The sequence below is a fragment of the Parabacteroides sp. AM17-47 genome (genome assembly GCF_003434625.1).
GTDB lineage: Bacteria > Bacteroidota > Bacteroidia > Bacteroidales > Tannerellaceae > Parabacteroides > Parabacteroides distasonis.
Genome location: NZ_QTLI01000010.1, coordinates 128,053 through 148,711 on the forward strand (window position 1 = coordinate 128,053; position 20,659 = coordinate 148,711).

The following is a 20,659-nucleotide window of genomic DNA, read 5'->3' on the forward strand; positions in this document are numbered from 1 at the left end:
TATAATTAAAGATGTGCTATGAACTCTCTACAAAATCCATTGAACGCTAACTATCCGCAAGATGTTACCCAAAAACCGGGCGAGAATGCGGTTTTCATTGTCTATGCTCTAAAAGATCTCCCCGACACGATTGATAAGGTAAAGGACGTGTGCGCTAATTTCTCCGCTTTGATACGTAGTATGCGCAATCGCTATCCTGATATGCAATTCAGTTGTACGATAGGATTCGGGGCGGATGCTTGGAAACGTTTCTTTCCGGAGCAAGGAAACCCCAAAGAATTGCAACCGTTTGAAGAGATCAAAGGAGTTAAGCTTACGGCTGTTTCTACCCCCGGGGATTTACTATTCCACATCCGCTGTAAGCAGATGGGACTGTGCTTTGAGTTCGCCTCCATTATAGACCAGAAACTGCGAGGTGTCGTGGAATCGATTGATGAGACCCACGGTTTTCGGTATAGAGACGGTAAGGCGATTATCGGTTTCGTGGACGGTACGGAGAATCCTGCCGTGGATGAAGACCCCTATCGTTTCGCGGTAATCGATGAGGACCCCGAGTTTATGGGCGGAAGTTATGTGTTTGTGCAAAAATACATTCATGATATGGTGGCATGGAATGCGCTTCCAGTGGAAGAGCAAGAGAAAGTCATCGGTCGCCGTAAATTCAACGATGTTGAGCTATCAGATGAAGAAAAACCGAAGAACGCTCATAACGCCGTGACGAACATCGGAGACGATCTGAAAATAGTCCGTGCTAACATGCCATTCGCCCATACCTCCAAAGGTGAATACGGTACCTATTTTATCGCCTATGCCAGCACGTTCAGCACCACCCGACGAATGCTGGAGAATATGTTCGTCGGTGATCCCGTAGGCAATACGGATCGTCTGCTGGACTTCAGCACGCCGATAACGGGAACTCTTTTCTTCGTTCCGTCGTATGAGTTGCTTGATAAGTTAGGGGAATAATTATTTATCCATCCTTAACTGTCTAGTTAACAGACTTCCGCAGTGCCAATCATTTTCCATATCGTGGCACGACAGTGCCATCAGCGTGGCATAGCTGTGCCTTCCTTATGGCAATGGTGTGCCATTGGGATGGCACAGTCGTGCCATTATGATGTGCTTATCTTTTAATGAAAGGCTTGTTGACTGATAAGGTTGGAGTTACGGATAACAGAAGTAAACCGCCTATTATCAATACTTCAAATATCCATAGCGGTTATATAGTGTTGGGAGTGTAGACGCGTGTTGTATGTCGTTTGCGGATTTCAACCCGGATTTATGAAGTTAACTTACTTTGCCGTTGAAGCTAACTTACTTTGAAATGTTAGTTAACTGGTAACTTTCTACCTAAAAAAGCCATTTGGCAATGTACCTAATCTTTTTTGCGCTATAAAAGTATTTTGTAAGGTCATTCCGTAGACTTTAGGGTAGTAGTCTTCGTACTGTTTGATGGATCGCCATCTTGATTTTTTCCTTAATAATCAATTATAATTAAAGAATATATCATATATTTGCCTAGCTAGTAATTAAGACAGAAAAGCAAAAGGTAAAAGCGTAGGTTTTTATCTACTTATTCTTTCTTTGTTGGTAGTAAAACAATGATAAAATAGAAAACGTATGGATTATCATAGACTAAAATATTTTTAATACGTATATTTGCGACAATAAAAGGCTTTTAAGTTAGAAGCCTTGTGTTGCGTGCGATATTTGTGCGAGTTGACAAAAATCGGCCAAATTTTTCGAGACACTCAATGCACAGAGAAAGCCCCGCAACCCTTTATTAGATATACGTGTTATCTATGCTACTGTATAGTATAGATAGATTATTGTATACAGATAAGGGGGGCGTGCGGCTGACTTTATTGAGTGTTGAGGCTTGGCCGAGCCTTTGTCAACAATATTTTCAGCCAATCGCCCTTTCTTTATTTTATAATGAAAGGCCAGCTCTTCAATATAACGCCAAATAACGCCCTTTTTAAAGATAAATAGTATAAGTTTTACTTTAATCAAATAGTTATGCCTGAGTTTATTACTCTTGAAGAAGCCGCTCGTATCACCGGCTTTCCATCTCAAGAAATCCAGCAATGGGCGATATCTAAAAAAATAACATCTTACGTCGTGAAGCAAGGTGTTCGCCTAGTCGATCTGACCAATTTGCGTGAATTCATTTCCCATATCGAGCGTATGGGAATACAAAAGCTATACCTGCAACTTATCATCCAAGACAAGGAAGAAGAGATAAACGAGATCATCTCCCAATTCGATGATTACCTTTTCTGCCTGCGATCCCTTAAAAACATCTCTCCCCTACTTAAACTCATTATCGCCGAACTATCAACATTCATACACGACAAGAAAGACCGACTTATCTTTACGGAAATAACTTCCGGAGCCAAGATAGAAGACGTAGCTAAACGTTGTGGTATATCCTACGACGGAATCTGTCGCCGATATAAGGTCATATCGCTCCGCTTGCAAGAAAACATGGGCTTCCTGACCGAATACAAGAAAACAATCACGAACCAAGACCTTGAGATAGAACGTCTGTGGATAGAGAACAGGAACATGGAATACGAATTGAGAAGATTATATAAAAAGGCGCTCCAAAACGGTCTATGTATCGAATCTCCCCGATCACTTACCCCCGTTCCCTTAAATGCCGCGAAACGGATATGCCAACCCATTACCCGTCTCACCTTAGCGCCCTATATCCGTAAATGCCTTACAACCTTGAAAATAGAAATCATAGAAGATATTCTACGTTACGCCCTCAAAAACGGACTCGACTCTTTATTAGACCTTCCCGGCTTTGGCGCTCTTGGTTTGGCCCAACTGAAATTCCAACTCGAAAAGCATAAGATAATCGATAAAACCGGGCATTCCGACCTTTATCAATATATCATTTGCGAAGCGGATAATTAGTGAGGACATTCTTTGTCCTCAAGTAGAATTTAACTAGATTTCAAGGATACTCATACTGTATTTACATTTTTTTGTATATTTGCGATATGTAATGATGTTTGTTTATATTTGAATCTTCACTTGTAACCTTGTTCTAGGTTCTGATGAAACTACGTCTTTTATCTAATGTAAGTCCCTAAATAACAATCATCTATATCTATTTTTATTTAGATCTATACTGCTATTGGTTATTCTACCATTTAGTTACTCACTGATTTTCTATCTCTTATCACCTTTATCCTCTATTCAAATCAACGTAGTTTCATCAGAACTAAAGTATATGAACTGCGAATAAGCAGAATGGAGATAAGTTGGTATGGCGGGGATATATAATATATATGTGATATGAAAATGGATGGAAATTTGCTTATAGATCTGAAGAATGGGGATGAAAAGGCTTTTGAAACTCTATTTTGGGAATATAATCAGCATGTATATCATTTTGTTTATTCGTTGCTATATGATAAATCTATGGCGGCGGATTTGACCCAAAACGTTTTTCTTAAAATCTGGGAGAAGCATGAGACTATAGATCCGGAACAAAACTTTGATGCCTATCTATTCACCATAGCCCGTAACTTGGTTTATAAAGAGACAGAAAACCGGTTACTCTCTGAAAAACTGACGGAAAGCCTACAACGACAGCTATCAGATGTCGATTCGCTTATGGAAGAACGAATCGACGCAGAGTCTTTACGGGAATATATTAATAGCTTGATAGAAGAATTACCGCCATCACGTCGGGAGATATTCCGTTTGAGCCGTCATGAACATTTATCATATAGAGAAATAGCGGAACGCCTCTCTATCTCAGAAAAGACTGTGGAGACACAGTTGAGTAGGGCTTTGCGTTTTTTGCGAGATCGACTTTCTTCTGATGGCTTTCTTTGCCTTATAACACTCTTTTTATAGTTAATAAGCATTAAATATCTTGTGGTTTGTAGGGGTAGATAGTTTTTATCGGATATACGTATTATATTATATGATGAACAAACGTATATACATTTACATAAAATGAGACCTTTAGATCTAACCATATTACTATTAACAATTTTCCTATCAGCTTGTCAAGATAAGCAAAAGGAAATAATAACATTGTTGGTTAAAGAATGGCAGGGTAAGCAGATTCTATTTCCGGAAAATATGGTCTTTACCAGATTTGCATCTGATACAACTAATTTCGTAATCCCGACTTCGGATTACAAAGTCTTGGTTTTTGTAGACTCAATTGGTTGTACGAGTTGTAAATTGCAATTATCCCGTTGGAAAGAATTTATCCGATATACAGATTCTATCAGTCAGAAGAATATCCCTTTCTTATTTTTTTTTCAGTTTGATGATCAGTGGGAGATACATTCTTTATTAATAAGAGAGAATTTTGACAAGCCGATTTGCTTGGATCGATCAGACAGTCTAAATCAGCTCAATCATTTTCCAAAAGATATTCGGTTTCAAGTATTTTTATTAGACAAGAATAATAAAGTGGTAGTGATAGGTAATCCTGTCCATAACCCGAACGTAAAAGAATTATATTTGGAAGAAATAGGTAGGAAACAACCTGTTGCACCAATTCAGACAACCGTAAAAGTGGAAAAGGAATCACTCTTACTAGAAACTATTCCTTTAGGGAAGAGTAAAGACACTTTGTTTACGCTTGTCAATACAGGAGACCAACCTTTAGTTATTATAGATGTAACTACCACTTGTGGATGTGCTCAAGCTTTGTTTGATAAACATCCAGTTCAGCCCGGTGAATCTCTTCATATTAAAGTGGGAGTGACACCTGAAAATAAGGGACTCTTTGATGAGACAATCACAGTAAAATGTAATACAAATCAATTAATTAAACTCAATGTACGGGGAAATACGATTTGATAAAGTCAAATTATAAAAGGGAAACTTGCCTGATATATTAGAAACTATCACAGCAAGTTCTTCGCTCCAAAATATTATCAGAAAGGAGGTGATGTGAAAGTTTAAAATTTATTTAAATGTAAAAAAATATACAGAGGATATCTTATTCTAACTAAAGAAGATTAGGCAAAATATAAAGATCTTATAAATAATTATATTATGAGCGTTATGAAGAAATTAAGAATTATTCTTATTGTTATTGTTTTCTGTTTGGTGATGATTAATATTCTAAAAAATAATATTGATCCTTCTTTGTCTGGATTAGCTTTAAGCAATATAGAAGCTCTTGCGGGTGAAGAATGTACTACTCATTGGAGTTGCTGGTTGAACTTAGATACAAGAGCTTGTTGTAATAGTGGGTCTATCGGTTGTGCTCCATGTGATTAATTTTATGGTTCTATAACGTTTTTGTAGTGAAATATGTAATAAAATAACTTTGTTTTGATCTATATAATTCGTTGTAGAACCTAATTATTACGATTGAAACTTATCTCAAATACTTATAAAATGAAAAGATATTATTTGCTAATAATATTATCAAGCTTAATTTCTCTTTTGTCTTGTGAAAAAATAAATTATATGTATTACTTGGAAAAGGATAGTAATATGACATTTGATTTGAATTATGATGTAGAACCATATATTAAAGCTCTATTTCCTTATACAGATAAAGATGGACATCAATATATTAGTTTTCAAAATGGTTTCAAAAATCAGATTGTTTTTTATGATATACAGACAAAAGAAATGGCCTTCAAAATAGATCTTGATATAGAGGGAGATAATGGAGTTGGTTTTTTCTTAGGGTATTATATTGACAGTCTAGATAGTATTTATCTGACGAGTTTACAGCTCCCGGAAATATATAGTGTAAATAAAGAGGGGAAAATAAATAAAAAAATTTATTATGGAAAATCAAAAGATGGAAATGTTTTAAACGCATGTAACTCTTTGTCGTTTAGTTATCACCCTATACTTAAATTTAATAATAATCTTTTTGTATTGTCGGAGTGTAATCGATGGAAATATCCCAACCCTGTATCTGCAATGATTGATCTAAATACAGGGAATGTACAAGAACTTCCATTTGAATATCCCCGATTTAGTGGTGCAGATAATAAAAAAAAGAATGCTGGTGTAGAATTGTATTTTAGTAGATGTTTTAATGGTGATAAATTTATCTATTCTTTTTTCTATGAAGAAGATATATTTATAACTTCTATAGATCACAATATTGTTGAAAGAGTGAATGTAAAAAGTAATTATATTGATAGGGTTGTGATGCCGAATGATTATAATGGAACATTAAAATCTATGTGTGAAAATCCAAATTATGGTAACTTATTATATGATAAATACCGTGATGTGTATTATAGAGTTTGCTATTTGAAAACAGAGATAGATAATAGAGAAAACTATATGGAATTGTGGGATTTTGGAAGAAAGATATTTTCTATTATAATTCTAGATAAAAACTTTAATATAATAGGTGAGACTGTTTTTCCTGAATATACATATAATCCAAATCTGATGTATATTGATGAAAAAGGATTGTATATTTCTGAAAATCATTATAAAAATCCAAATTATGATGATGATAAACTGATATTTAGACTATTTAGGCTATGTAAAAGCAAAGAGAAGTATAATGATTCAGCTGTTTGAAAAGAATAATATGAAGAAATATATATTAATTATAATTTTTATTTTTATACACTTTGCCTCTTGTCAACAGAACGAAATAGATCCCAAAGAGTACTTTCTACAAGTCGTTAATATAAAAGCAAATCAACTCAATGCGGATACTTATAAGTTAAGTTCGTTTGGGAGGATGATGCTATTTGAGAGTGAGAAATGTCTAATCAAAGAGAATTATTTAGGTGATTCTCTTTTGGATAAAATATATTATACAAAAGACAGTATTCTATCTTTTTCCCAAACAGGAGAAGGCCCAGATGAAAACATCATGCCTCGTTTGATGCAAAAGAAAGATAAATCAAATGTGATTATATTGGATATACAAAAGAAACAAATTATAACCAAAAGTTTATCTAAAAGTATTTCTTCTATTGTGAATTTGGAATATATGTTTCTCTCTGCTATTCAAACAAAGCATGGGTATGTCGTTTCTGGACTCCTTGATAAAGAGGAAACAAATACTAAGAGATATGCTTTGTTTGATTGTGCAGGTAAATATGTGAAGTCTTTTGGCGATTTTCCAAATGATGGGAACGATAGTGGAGGTAAAAGTAAAACATTTGCCTATCAAGGCTATATGGTTTATAATTCAGTATTAGATAGATTGGCTACGGTTGCGGCCTCTGGCGCTATCTTTGAACTATATCAGATAGATACGATTCCAATGCTCATAAAACGTTATCACGATATTTATCCTATATACATTGATGATAGTAGATCTGGCAGGAACGGCATAAAGCATGGCAAAGAGAATGTAATCGGTTATACGGATATATATGCGACTGATCGTTATATTTATACTTTATATTCAGGGAAAAAGTTGAATCAGCATACTAATACAAGAATGTTAGATACTATGTTAAGTAATGACATTTTAGTATATGATTGGAGTGGAAAATGTATTTGTCGATTAGTTACTGATATAAAACTATTCAATATTTGTGTGACAAACGATGATAAAGAACTAATAGCCTTGGGCTGGGATGATGATTATCATCTGTATTCTTTTGATCTATCAAAGGTTACATTTACATGGTAGTAAAAAAGCATTTTAGCTATGATAGTAAGATACTTTTTTTTCTTTATTATTTTAACTTTTTATGCTTGTTCTTCGAATGAAAATGTTCTATTGGAATTAGCGTTGGATAACTCCGGAGAAAATAGATCGGAGTTAGAAGCTGTTCTAGATCATTATAAGGATAATCAGAAGAAACAGGAAGCTGCCCGCTTTCTAATAAGTAATATGATAGGGAAGCAAGTATTAGATAGTAACTCGGTGAAAGGAAACCATGTGTATTTCGATGCTTTCGCTAATTATAGAGAGACATACGGTTCCTTTTTATATGATATCCAATACGCTATATATGATAGTATAAACAAATTGTATTCTTATACAAAAGTAAATCCTCGCTTTTTATCTGATTTGAAAGAATTGTCTTCTGATTATCTTATACATCATATAGATCAGTGTTTTCAAAATAAAGAGCGATATCCTTGGTGTAAGAATATGGACTGGGATATTTTCTTTGATTATGTACTCCCTTACACTACAGATAATTGTCATTGGGAACATGCTGGGAGTTATTTTGATCGAAAATATGCTTCACTACGAGATTCTATGTATATGTGTTCGTATGAAGAAATTGGTAAAGCTATATCGGATGAGGTAGAGCAGGGCTTTCTCAATGAATGGATAATCTTTACCGGTAAATATCAAGGATTGCGCCCTATGACTTTCCAAAATATAGTAGCCACTCAAATGGGAACTTGTTTAGAAAAGTCTACATATAAAATTGCTGCATTGAGGGCGAATGGTATACCTGCTGCATTAAATATGGTTCCCTGTTGGGGAAATTCACAATATCCTCATTCATGGGTCGAGATTATAGGGAGTAAGCAATTCGGCATGATATATGATAATACACAAAGACCTTTCCTTACTAAGGATGACATTAAGATAGACGGGATGTTTTGGAGAGATGTCTATCAATCTAAAATTGATATGTTTCCGTCGACTATTACTATTCAATATTGTAGGACTGCTCCTAAAGTCTATAGGTATAACTATCGGATACAACCCCACTCGCTCGCTATCTTGTCTAAAGAAGAAATACCTCCTTTATTCAAAAATCCGGGGATTCAAGATATCACGGACCAGTATGTCGTATGCGAAGATATAGAGGTACCACTTTGGAATGAGAAACATCCCAAAGAATATGTCTATTTATGTTGCTATGATATTATTGGTTGGAATCCAGTGTGTTGGGGGCGACCGGAAGGTTCCAAGGTACGTTTTCCTAAAATGGGGGTTAACATGCTCTATCTTCCCGCTTATTATAATGATGGAGAGATACGACCTGCTGGAGATGCGTTTATTCTGACTCGTGAAGGTAAATTACGTAAGTTATTACCAGATTTTGAAAAAGCGGAAAGTTCTGCTACATTCTATTCAAAAGTTCCATATAGAATGAATACGGCGCTTCAAGCCGCAGGAACGATAGGAACCCGCTTTTATGTTTGTAACAAGAAAGATCTTTCGGATCGTTCTTTGATATATTCTATTGAAAATCCTCCCTTTTATGTGGATAGTTTCCGTATATCTGTTTCCCAAAAATATCGTTATTTGATCTGTGATTTTCAAGAAACACAGCCATTGGGCTATTTTTACGCTATAGCGGAAATAAAAGTATTTGGAGGCGATGGCCAGCAGTTTTCCGGAGAGTGGGGTGGAAATGAAGGGACTAAAGGACATGGTCTCGATTTGGTGACAGATCAGGACCGAGTGTCTTATTATCAACCAGATCAATTTCAAAAAGATCAATTTGTTGTTCTAGATCTAGGCGAACCTAAACAGATAGCGAAGGTGGAATTTTATCCGAGGAATGATGATAATAAGATCGTAACGGGAGAATTATATGAACTCTTCTATTGGGACAAAAAGTGGATATCATTAGGTAAACAGTATGCCGAAGACAATAAATTAATTTATCAAAATATTCCACGGGAATCTATTTTTCGTATTCATAACCATACACGAGGAAAAGAACATCGCCCGTTTACTTATGAAGGCGGAAAACAAGTGTGGTATTAATTTGTGTTAAATCAAGGCTTTCTTGATTTTTCCGTGTAAGGGTAAAGTTCTTTTTCGGGATATACTTATTACACGATGAGAAAAATGCATACACATATCGAATTATTGGATCGCTTCATGAGTGGTAAGACTTCACCGGAAGAAGAGCGAACTCTTTTGGCGTGGTTTAGAGATCCCGATCATAAGGAAGAGATCATGGCTTTTTATAAGTCTAGATGGGAAGAATCTTCCGGGAAAAAGCTTCCTCCTAAGCTACAAGGACAGATGTTTTGTGAGATTAAAAAGCGGATGAGACAAGAGAAAAAAACTCTGGAGATAAAGAAGAAACCGCATACCTTATGGAAGTGGCTTTCTTATGCGGCGGTGGCTTTAATATGTATAGGCCTTGGAATTGGCTCCCATTGGTATAATATGAGACAGGTCCCACCACCTGATCCATTGGATTATGTGGTGTTGGCAGATAATGGGCAACGTGCTAGCGTGGTTCTTCCTGATGGGACGAAAGTATGGTTAAATTCGCATACTAAACTTAATTATAAGAGTGATTATGGCGTGAAAGAAAGATCAGTTTCTTTATCTGGTGAGGCTTATTTTGAAGTTTCGAAAGATACATTGCGCCGTTTCTTGGTAAATGCGGGGGATATGGAAGTCGAGGCGCTAGGCACAGCTTTTAATGTGAAGGCGTATGAGGAAGATGACGAGGTGGTTACGACCTTGTTTGAAGGCAGTGTACGAACAGCGGTTGGAAAAGAGTTTGTGATTCTGTCTCCGGATGAGAGTGCGGTTTTTAATAAGTCTAGTCATATATTATCTGTTAATCACCCGACAAATGCTTCTTATGCCCGTCTTTGGCGTACGAATGAACTGGCCTTCTCTGGCGAGTCGTTGGAGGAGATCGTGGTATTGTTGAATCGAATGTATAATGTTGAAGTTCGTTTTTTGTCCAATAAGATTAAAGGCTACAGTTTCTCGGGGGTGATCCGGAATAATAGTCTGGATAATGTATTTGAAATAATAAGCCTTACGGCTCCGATTACGTATGTGTCGGTAGGTGATACTATTTATTTAAATGAGAAATAGAAAGTTGAGTGTTAACCTAATAAAGAAGAAGCCTATGAGATGAGCTAGATGATTGTAGTAAAAAAAGAAGAAAGGCAAGGCCCTTCTTCCTCTTAAGCAAAATCACTTGTATATAATATCTTCAAGGAAATAACTAGCCGGTTATAAATAAGATAGAATATGTAAATGATTTGCTTGTAAAGTTACCTGTTTAAAATCTATGTATTATTAAAAAATTTTTAAAAATGAGTAATTTCAAGCACTCTTTTTTCCGGACACTTTTGTATGCCCAATTATTGTCGGGCTTTTCCGGAGTTGCGATTGCCGCCCAGATATCGTTGTCGGTAAAGGATAGACCGATGCGGGAGGTTATTAAAGAATTAGAGGAAACGACTGAATATCGTTTTTTCTATAATGATGGGATCAAAGGTCTGAATTCTCCGATCTCTGTTGACGTGGAAGATGCGGATATTAATGCTGTAATGGATGCGATAGCAAAGCAAGCGAATGTGGCTTATGTATTGAAATCGGGTCATCAGATCGTTTTATCATCGGTAAAAACTGTTCAGCAACAAGGTAATAAGAAAGTTACCGGTACGATTACAGACCCGAAAGGGGAACCAATCATCGGGGCGAATGTGGTCGTGAAAGGATCTACCAATGGTACCATCACGGATATAGATGGTCATTTCTCTATTGAGGTAACTCCGAATGCGATACTTCAGGTTTCTTATATTGGTTATGTGGCTCAAGATGTTCCGGTAGGCAATAAAGATAATTTGGTTATATCTATTCATGAGGACACGCAGAAGCTGGATGAGGTAGTCGTGGTGGGTTATGGTTCCCAGAAAAAAGTGAATTTGACTGGTGCGGTAGAGCAAGTGACTAGTGATGTATTCGAGGGGCGTCCTACGGCTAACGCTACTCAGATGTTAGAAGGAGTTGTCCCGAACTTGAATATTTCCTTGTCTGATGGTAAACCGGGGCGTACGGCGGATTTTAACGTACGTGGTGCCGGTTCTATCAATGGGGGTAGTGCTTTGGTGTTGATTGATGGTGTGGAAGGAGACCCTTCTATGTTAAATCCGAATGATATTGAGAGTATTTCCGTATTGAAGGATGCTGCCGCTTCCGCTATTTATGGCGCACGTGCTCCATTTGGCGTGGTTTTGATCACGACGAAGAACGCTACGGAAGGTAAGCCGAAGGTGACATGGTCTTCTAGCTATTCATTACAATCACCACAGAATGTGCCGGATGTAGTTTCCGATGGTTATATTTGGGCAAAGCATTTTTATGACGCTTATTTTAATTACAATCAAGCGAATCCTTCTGGTATCAACAAGACACAGCAATTTTCCGTGGCTTGGCTGGACGAGTATAAGCGCCGTCATGAGACGGGCGATTTCGGGACGGTGATCTCTGATGGCTCTATCGGTACAAAAGGCCGTTATGTATATTATCCGGAAGGAACCGACTATTATGATCTGATGTATAAGAAGAGTGTCTTTGCGCAGAATCAAAATCTTTCCATCTCGGGTTCCGACGGGAAGTTTGATTATTATTTGTCAGGACGTTTCTATAGTTACGATGGACTTTTCGATAGCGATGAGCAAACGGATAAGTTCAAGACCTATAATATGCGCTTCAAAGGAGGTTATCAGTTAACTCCTTGGTTGAAGATCAACAATAACTTTGAGTTTTCCCATAATAAATACTACAATCCGATTACCTATTCGGAAGGTTCTGGTGTGGTATGGAGAAATATCGCGGACGAGGGACACCCGTCATCGCCACTGTTCAACCCTGATGGTACGATGACTTATTCTGCCGTCTATACCGTAGGCGATTTGCTTTATGGACGTAGCGGTATTACGACAAAGAACTCCAACTTGAAGAATACTACGACATTCAATGCGAAGTTCTTGGGTGACCGTTTGCGTGTGAATGGTGATTTTACTTATCAACAGAAGACGCAAGAGAAGACTAAGAAACAGGTGCGTTCGCCATATGCGCGGTCGGCCGATGCGAATGGCGAAAGTAAGATCGAATATATCACGGGTACTTACTCCAACTTGGCGGAGACAACTGATCATACGAACTATCTAGCAACGAACCTTTTTGCGGAGTTTGAGGAAACCTTTGCCGAGAAACATTATTTTAAGGCTATGGCTGGATGGAATTACGAGAAATCTAGCTTCAAACGTATCTATGCTTATAATGATGACCTGTTGACGGATGACGTGGACAACATGAATCTGGTGATGGGTACTGATAACCGGAGCATTACCTCACAATGGAAGGCTTATCAGTTTGGTGGCGCTTTCTTCCGTTTGAATTATGCCTTTGACGATCGCTACCTATTGGAGGTAAACGGACGTTACGATGGTTCCTCCCGCTTCCCGAGTGATGAGCGTTGGGCTTTCTTCCCCTCGGCTTCCGTGGGTTGGCGAATCTCGCAAGAACCTTGGTGGAATGTTAAGTCCGAACATATCTCTAACGCTAAGGTCCGGTTTTCTTGGGGCTCTTTGGGCAATGCGGCCGGATTGAGTAATTATCAGTATATCCAGACATTGGGTATCAGCAAGTCTGATTATATTCTTGACGGTTTGCGGCAGAATTATATGTCATCTCCGGCGGCTCTTCCCGGCAACTTGACGTGGGAAACCGCCACGACGTATGATATCGGAGTGGATTTGGGATTCTTCGACAATCGTTTGACCGTGAGCGGAGATTATTATATCCGTAAAACAACCGACATGATCGTGAATGGCCCGACCGTACCGGATGTGTTCGGTGCTTCCTCGCCGAAAGGTAATTATGCGGATATGTCTACCTATGGTTATGAGTTGTCTTTGGAATGGAAAGATGGATTTGATTTAGCTGGTAAGCGGTTTAATTATAGTATCAAGGGAACATTGGCGGATTACTATTCAGTGATCGACAAGTTTAATAACGCGAATATGTCATTGAGCGAGTACGCAAATCAGTCGCTCGACAAGAATTATTACGAGGGAATGCGTATCGGTGAGATTTGGGGGTTTGTATCCAATGGCTTGTGGCAGGATCAAGCTGGCATCGATGCGGCTGAGGCCGCTGCGAAAGCTGCGGGGCAATCCTATTATAACCCACTTATGCAAACATCGAAAACCTATAAGTTGTATCCGGGCGATATTAAGTTCGAAGACTTGAATGGCAACGGCTATATTGACCGCGGACAGAATACGGTAGATGATCCGGGCGACCGTAAGATCATTGGTAACGAGGAGCCTCGTTATATTTATAGTTTTACGCTCTCTGCCGATTGGAACAATATCTGGGTAAGTGCTTTCTTCCAAGGGGTGGGTAAGCAAGATTGGTATCCGTCTAATGAAGCCTCTACGTTCTGGGGGCAGTACAATCGTCCGTATAACCAGATGCCCTCTTGGCATGTGGACAACTATTGGACTCCAGAGAATCCGGATGCTTTCTTGCCTCGTTACACGGGTTACTATGCGCCTTTCTATGGAGGTCATAAGAACGCCAACACGCGCTATTTGATGAATGCGGCCTATCTACGCTTGAAGAACATACAGGTTGGCTATAATTTGCCATCAGAATGGATTAAGAAGTTGCATTTGACAAATGTAGGAATTTATCTTTCCGGGGAAAATCTCTTTACATGGTCTCCGCTTTACAAGTATTCCAAGGATGTCAATGTATCGAATATCGGTGAATCGGATAAGGACTTGACTTCCAGCAACAGTGGTGATGGATATAATTACCCGATGATGAAGTCGTTCAGCATCGGCCTGAATGTTACATTTTAAAGAATAGGAGATTATACGAAATGAAAAAGAATATATTATTAAGCGGTCTGGTGGCACTTTTGGCTATATTTTCGGGGTGCGAGATGAATGAGGAACCAAAGTCGGAGGCTTCTGTGGATATGGTGTTTAGCTCCGAGAATGGTTTGAAGACGTATACGTACTCATTTTACAATGTCTTGCCTTCCCGAGGAAGCGCTTTCCGGCGTGATGCTACGGCAGATTATGGGGTGAAAAATTCCTTGGGTGGTATGGAGGTTGGCGCTTATACTACGAATAGCGCGACGAGTTGGTCATGGTCCGCTCTTCGTAATATAAATTTCTTTTTGGAGAATAACGTGAATGAGTCACTAAGCACGACTATCCGTGACAATTATAATGGTATCGCACGCTTGTTCCGTGCTCGCTTCTATTTTGATAAATTGGTACAATATGGCGAGGTACCTTGGATTGATAAGGTATTTAACGAGGCTGAAGACCCGGATCTTTATAACCCGCGTGATACACGTGATGTGATTATCGGGCATATCTTGGAGGATTTGGATTATGCGTATACGAATATATTGGAAGAGGATGTCACGCATAATTCAACGATCGTAAATAAATGGACAGCTGCCGCTTTCAAATCTCGTGTTTGCTTGTTTGAGGCTGCTTGGCGTAAATACCATGCCGCTGACCAATTGGATATCGCTCGTACGGGATGTACGGAATATTCGGCCAAAGATTTATATAAACTAGCGGCTGAGGCGGCTAAGGAAGTTATGGATAACGGACCGTACAAACTTTATACTTCAGGTGCTTATAGCGATGGCCGTGGAGCGTATCGCGAACTTTTCATTGCCGATAAGGCCGTTACCACGGAGGTAATGATGGCTATCGAGACTGACAAGGTGTTAGGACTGGGTGAGCAGAATTGGTGGTATAATTCCTCTACTTACGGACCACACTTATGCATGAGCCGTAAATTTATGCTGTCATACTTGAATGCGGATGGTACGCCTTATGTCGAGAAAAAAGCGGATGGAAGCTATAAGAATTTCGTGGAGGAGACAACAGGACGTGATACCCGCTTGAACCAGACGATCCGGGGAGCGGATTATACCCGTAAGAATGCTTCTGGTGTTTATGAGCCGACGGCAGCTAATTTCACGGGACATACATTGACGGGATATCAGTTTACGAAGTTTGCCATGGATGACGTGGCTTACGATGATGCGGCTACGAATGATAATGACATTCCTATCATGCGCTATGCTGAGGTTTTGTTGAACTATGCTGAGGCTAAGGCTGAATTAGGCGAACTGACTGATGCGGATTGGGCGGCTACGATAGGTGCGCTTCGTTCTCGTGCGGGAATTACGGGAGGCACACCACAGACAGGTACATTGACAACCCGTCCGTCATCTGCGGAACCTTATATCGCTTCTTATTACCCGACGATCTCTGATCCTTCCTTGTTGGAGATCCGTCGCGAACGTGGTATTGAACTTTGTCTGGAAGGCTTGCGCCTAAATGATTTGAAACGTTGGAATTGTTGCGATCTTTGGGTGAACGATCCTTGGGAAGGTATCTTTATCCCGTCACTTAACCAACCGCTGGATGTGAATGGCGATGGTAATTATGACGCCTATTTCTATGATACGGACAAAATCGCTGATGAGAAATATGCTGCGATTGGTGTCTATGTAGGTACAAATAAGAGTAATGTGCTAAACGTGAAGCCGGTTCAAGGTGGTTATTTGATGGAGTATAATTATGCTGGACGGAGCTGGCCGACTCGTCAGTACTTGTATCCGATACCGGAGGTTGTAATCCAGTTCAATACGAATCTAAGCCAGAATCCGGGTTGGTAATCAAGGGGGTATCATGAGAAACTTAATTATAGTGTTTATCTCTTTATTTACTTTCTGCATAGGGATATCCGGACAACAGAAGTGTAAACTGAACGTGGGTAGTTTTAATCTGCGGTATGATAATGAGGGGGATAAGGATGATTCATGGGCACACCGCAAAGACATGGCGGTATCTTTGGTTCATTTCCATGACTTTGATGTCTTTGGAATCCAGGAAGGACTGATTCACCAAGTGAAGGATTTGGTGAAAGATGGTACGTATACGTTTGTTGGTGTAGGTCGGGATGACGGAAAAGAGGCAGGGGAACATGCCGCGGTCTTATTTAAGAAAGATCGGTTTAAATTATTGGACTCGGGAAATTACTGGTTGTCGGAGACACAGGATAAGCCTTCTTTTGGCTGGGATGCGCAATGCCGGAGGGTTTGTTCTTGGGCGAAGTTGAAGGATAAGGTTTCGGGAAAGGAATTTTATTTCTTTAGTGTGCATTTCGATCATATCGGTAAAGTGGCCCGTCATGAGTCTGCTTTGATTATGTTGGCTAATATTAAAAAGATAGCGGGGGATTCCCCTGCTATCTGTGTAGGTGATTTCAATGGTACGCCGGATTCTGAGCCTATACAAATATTGAAATCCGATGGTTTACTGTTGGATTCACGGGAAATCTCAAAAACACCACCCTATGGAACGGTAGGAACGACAAATCAATTTAATTTGAATGCTCCGATGAAGAATCGAATTGACTACATTTTCGTTACCAAGAATATTCACGTGAATAAATATGGTACGTTGAATGAGTTCCAATACGGTCATTACCCTTCAGACCATTTCCCGATTATGATTGAGGCTGAATTTTGAGTTTAAGGATTAGGATGTTAAAAATAATTATAAAGGTATGAAGAAGCTAATTTATTCTTTCTTATTTCTCCTTTGCTCCGTGTTTGCGTTGCAGGCGGAGTCTATGGTAGTTGCCACTTATAATTTGCGTAACGCGAATGCGGGTGACTCGACGAATGGTAATGGCTGGGGGCAACGGTATCCGTATATCGCCCAGTTGATTCAGTTTCACGGTTTTGATATTTTCGGAACTCAAGAAGGCAAGTACCAGCAATTGCAAGACCTTAAAAATGCGATGCCCGGTTATGATTATATCGGGGTAGGGCGTGATGATGGTAAACAAGCCGGGGAACACTCTGCCATATTTTATCGTAAGGAGAAGTTTGAGGTACTGGATCATGGGGACTTTTGGTTGTCTACGATAACCGATCGCCCCAATAAGGGATGGGATGCCGTTCTTCCCCGTATTTGCACATGGGGTAAATTTCGGGATAAACAAACCGGCTTTACTTTCTTGTTCTTTAACTTACATATGGATCATATTGGCGTACAGGCCCGTGCGGAAAGCGCGAAACTTATCCTTAAGAAGTTGAAAGAATTTCCGGAGAAGCTACCGGCGATTCTGACAGGTGATTTTAATGTGGATCAACATAATGAATCCTACTTATTACTGGACAATTCCGGTATTATGCGGGATTCTTATCAGATAGCGGATTTCCGGTATGTACCCAACGGCACGTTTAATGCCTTCCATGCGGATCGCAAAACAGACAGTCGTATCGATCATTTATTCCTTACGAAAGAGTTTGATGTGAAAAAGTACGGAGTCTTGACGGATACGTATCGTTCGGAAGCAAAAGAAAGCGCTCAAAAGGAACAGGATGCGAACTTCCCTAAAGAAGTTTCCATGCAGAAGTATGTCGCTCGTACGCCATCTGATCATTTTCCTGTAATGGTTGTGGTAGAAGTAGAATAGAAAAACTTTAAGAAAAATAGAGGCGATCGCTAGAGGTCGCCTCCTATTCTGTAGAAATATTATAGAGGTTCTATTTACTCATTCTTTTTATAATAATTACCCATAAAAGAATTAATTGTATCAGAATAACAATTACCTGTTTCTTTGGATGTATGGGGTCTTGTTGGATCGATTCCTCCCTTAAACTGATCGAAATAAGTATATCTTATTTTCGTATAATCCGTAAATGCTTGTTCGGGAGAGGTATTAAAATGTCCATGCATAAAAAATTCCCAAGTATCGTCTACACCCGCATAATTCTTTTTGGCAAACCCTTCTATCGTTATATAATCCGAATTGTCTTGGGAGATAATGGTAGCGTAATGATGAGCGGTACTATCTTTCACTGTAAAATTCAACATGCTAGATTTACTTTGACTTTCGTATCGGCCAAACAGAGAGGCAACCATATCGCACCCTCTGGGCATTTTAACCTCTTCAGAGTGGGTTTGTTCGTAAAGAAATGCCTCTCTGGTACATAGACCTAAGGTATCAATTGAGATACGACTCTTTATTTGTCGTAATTTCGATATAAGGGAATCTATATTATTTACAATCGGACCATACATCTCGTGGACATCATCCCTTTCACTATTATTATCAAAGACGGTAGGTATATAGGAAGAGGGCGACAAGGCTACTTCCAGATCAGACTTCAATGTGGTTAAATTTTCGATCAAGGTATCATAACTTCCAGTTACAGGCTTTTTACCTCTTTCTGGGTAGAGCCAAGAGGAAAGTTTAATGTGAATTTCTTTATACATTTCATAGACAGAAGTAAATTGACTCTGTTCGGCCGGCCATTTAAATTGCAACTGAACAAAGAACTTCCTTAAATTCTCACTGCTTTTTCTTATCTCGTTCACCTCTTGATAGAGCGAATTAAATTCTTCATTATATCCACCTGTAACATCATTAAGATTTGAAAAACTTGAAATTAACTTTTTACTCGAAAAATCATGTTCCTTTTTCCATTTCGGTTCTACCCGGATATACTCTTTTGTACGGTATGTTGAATTGAGTCTTGTAAATTGTCTTTTTTCCTTTGGCACAAACTCAATCATAGCACCTTCCTTTTGCATAATAGTATTAAAATCTAATACATACAATTCGTGATTTGGATATTCCAAGCCGCAAATAGCTTGGCCAGAATTGGAAATATTATAAATTTTCCCACCTTCCGTGAAGGTAGCATATCGTTGAATGGGTACAAAATTATTGACTGATGGTATTTTTAGCTCGTCTTTTATTTTAGTTCCTGGACTGTTATTATTTATTTGACATTGAATAGCCTTCCTCTCAAGCAACTTATCATGAGAAGACTGTAATATTTCACACAAAGATGCTTGCTTGGAATTACCAACATGACCAACAAGGGTATGCGGTGTTCTCTGTTTTCTTTCAGCATATGTTTTCATGACAACTTAGATTTTAAACTATTCGTAGATAAAATCGGAGATTACGTCCTGTTTTTTCCAAAAATAATAATTTTGCAGGAAAATAAATATTAAAATAACCAATCGAATAATAATTTTTCTACATTTGCGTTACAGGAGATTTGAGGAAAGACACGATTGATCCCTTGTAAAATATATTTCTGAGATCTATTACAACTGAGTCTCGGCAAGACTATGGTTTTGTTGATAAACCGTAAATCGCTCAACCATATATATTTATAATCTATTCCTCCTTTTTATGAAATCTCAGATCTATCAACTAAGCATCTTTTTAAACCTCGATTACAAACTGATTCTGTTCGCTTTATATCTTCGTTCTTCTTTTTGTTAGCCATAGTCTTGCCGAAACTCATTTACCTGTAAAGACGATTGCGAATATTCATGATAATAAAGATTGTATGCAGGAAATTCATGCCGATAAGGTTTTAATGATAGCGATCGGAAATAATGATTATATCAGTTATAATAAACTGTTTGATCGTTATTACGGGCGTCTTTGTCAGTATGTGTATAGTCTATTGATGGATAGAAATGATGCGGAGGATGTTGTTCAAGAGCTTTTCTTGAATTTATGGAAAAATAGGGGGAGAATAGAGATAAAGGAAAATGTATCAGGATATTTATATCGGATGGCTAAACATCTGGCCTTGAACTTTATCCGATCAAAGGTGCAGACGGGAAGTTTATCAGAGAATCAAGACTTATTACTTCTATCCTATGAGGATAATCAACTGGAAACAGAAGAGTTTAGGATCGCTCTTTATGATTGTATAGACCATTTGCCGGATCGGAGCAGAGAAGTGTTACTTCTTCACAGGGTAAAAGGATTGAAGCAGAAAGAAATATCGGAGAAACTATCTATATCCGTGAAAACAATTAAAAATCTAATATGGATGTCTTTACAGAAGTTGAAGGAATGTCTGGAGATGAAGGAGGTATAAAATAATGAGAAAATTTTCAAGGTTCG

Annotated in this window: 15 protein-coding genes; 14 read left to right on the top strand and 1 reads right to left on the bottom strand. The window is 38.5% G+C overall.

Annotated elements, in window-relative coordinates; genetic code table 11:
- Positions 1 to 18 precede the first annotated feature (18 nt).
- The 13 genes from DW205_RS09990 (at position 19) to DW205_RS10055 (ending at position 18,196) form a co-directional block, all read left to right on the top strand.
- A complete protein-coding gene (locus DW205_RS09990) occupies positions 19 to 966 on the top strand; it encodes a Dyp-type peroxidase (RefSeq protein ID WP_005863566.1) in 948 nt (315 codons plus the stop codon).
- A 1,053-nt stretch (positions 967 to 2,019) separates the two neighbouring features.
- Entirely contained in the window at positions 2,020 to 2,925 is a 906-nt protein-coding gene (locus tag DW205_RS10000) for a hypothetical protein (protein ID WP_005863563.1), read from the top strand.
- 384 nt (positions 2,926 to 3,309) lie between these two features.
- Positions 3,310 to 3,876 carry an RNA polymerase sigma factor gene (locus DW205_RS10005; protein WP_005863561.1) on the top strand — a complete coding sequence of 189 codons (567 nt, stop codon included), beginning with the start codon at positions 3,310 to 3,312 and terminating at the stop codon, positions 3,874 to 3,876.
- A 102-nt stretch (positions 3,877 to 3,978) separates the two neighbouring features.
- Complete coding sequence (locus DW205_RS10010) at positions 3,979 to 4,839, top strand: DUF1573 domain-containing protein (RefSeq protein WP_005863559.1); 861 nt, start codon at positions 3,979 to 3,981, stop codon at positions 4,837 to 4,839.
- A 207-nt stretch (positions 4,840 to 5,046) separates the two neighbouring features.
- Positions 5,047 to 5,265, top strand: a complete 219-nt coding sequence (locus DW205_RS10015; RefSeq protein ID WP_157257407.1) for an NVEALA domain-containing protein — start codon at positions 5,047 to 5,049, stop codon at positions 5,263 to 5,265.
- A gap of 120 nt (positions 5,266 to 5,385) precedes the next feature.
- The gene (locus DW205_RS10020; RefSeq protein WP_034526394.1) at positions 5,386 to 6,543 is read left to right on the top strand and encodes a DUF4221 family protein; all 1,158 of its coding nucleotides are present in this window, start codon (positions 5,386 to 5,388) and stop codon (positions 6,541 to 6,543) included.
- Positions 6,527 to 7,615, top strand: a complete 1,089-nt coding sequence (locus DW205_RS10025) for a BF3164 family lipoprotein (RefSeq protein WP_005863554.1) — start codon at positions 6,527 to 6,529, stop codon at positions 7,613 to 7,615. The genes DW205_RS10020 and DW205_RS10025 overlap by 17 nt, the downstream gene beginning before the upstream one ends.
- Positions 7,616 to 7,633: 18 nt before the next feature.
- A complete protein-coding gene (locus tag DW205_RS10030; RefSeq protein ID WP_005863552.1) occupies positions 7,634 to 9,667 on the top strand; it encodes a transglutaminase domain-containing protein in 2,034 nt (677 codons plus the stop codon).
- Positions 9,668 to 9,742: 75 nt separating this feature from the next.
- The gene (locus DW205_RS10035; RefSeq protein ID WP_008777720.1) at positions 9,743 to 10,747 is read left to right on the top strand and encodes a FecR family protein; all 1,005 of its coding nucleotides are present in this window, start codon (positions 9,743 to 9,745) and stop codon (positions 10,745 to 10,747) included.
- A 224-nt stretch (positions 10,748 to 10,971) separates the two neighbouring features.
- Positions 10,972 to 14,535 (top strand): TonB-dependent receptor, encoded by a 3,564-nt coding sequence (locus DW205_RS10040; protein ID WP_005863548.1) that lies wholly within the window; start codon positions 10,972 to 10,974, stop codon positions 14,533 to 14,535.
- Positions 14,536 to 14,555: 20 nt separating this feature from the next.
- The gene (locus tag DW205_RS10045) at positions 14,556 to 16,385 is read left to right on the top strand and encodes a RagB/SusD family nutrient uptake outer membrane protein (protein ID WP_005863546.1); all 1,830 of its coding nucleotides are present in this window, start codon (positions 14,556 to 14,558) and stop codon (positions 16,383 to 16,385) included.
- A 13-nt stretch (positions 16,386 to 16,398) separates the two neighbouring features.
- A complete protein-coding gene (locus DW205_RS10050; RefSeq protein WP_005863544.1) occupies positions 16,399 to 17,241 on the top strand; it encodes an endonuclease/exonuclease/phosphatase family protein in 843 nt (280 codons plus the stop codon).
- A gap of 37 nt (positions 17,242 to 17,278) precedes the next feature.
- A complete protein-coding gene (locus DW205_RS10055) occupies positions 17,279 to 18,196 on the top strand; it encodes an endonuclease/exonuclease/phosphatase family protein (protein ID WP_005863542.1) in 918 nt (305 codons plus the stop codon).
- 74 nt (positions 18,197 to 18,270) lie between these two features.
- Here the strand turns inward: DW205_RS10055 and DW205_RS10060 are convergent, their stop codons facing one another.
- Entirely contained in the window at positions 18,271 to 19,653 is a 1,383-nt protein-coding gene (locus DW205_RS10060; protein ID WP_008777721.1) for a hypothetical protein, read from the bottom strand.
- 437 nt (positions 19,654 to 20,090) lie between these two features.
- Between DW205_RS10060 and DW205_RS10065 the strand changes: the two genes are divergently transcribed.
- Positions 20,091 to 20,633, top strand: a complete 543-nt coding sequence (locus DW205_RS10065; RefSeq protein WP_005863538.1) for an RNA polymerase sigma factor — start codon at positions 20,091 to 20,093, stop codon at positions 20,631 to 20,633.
- Positions 20,634 to 20,659: the final 26 nt, after the last annotated feature.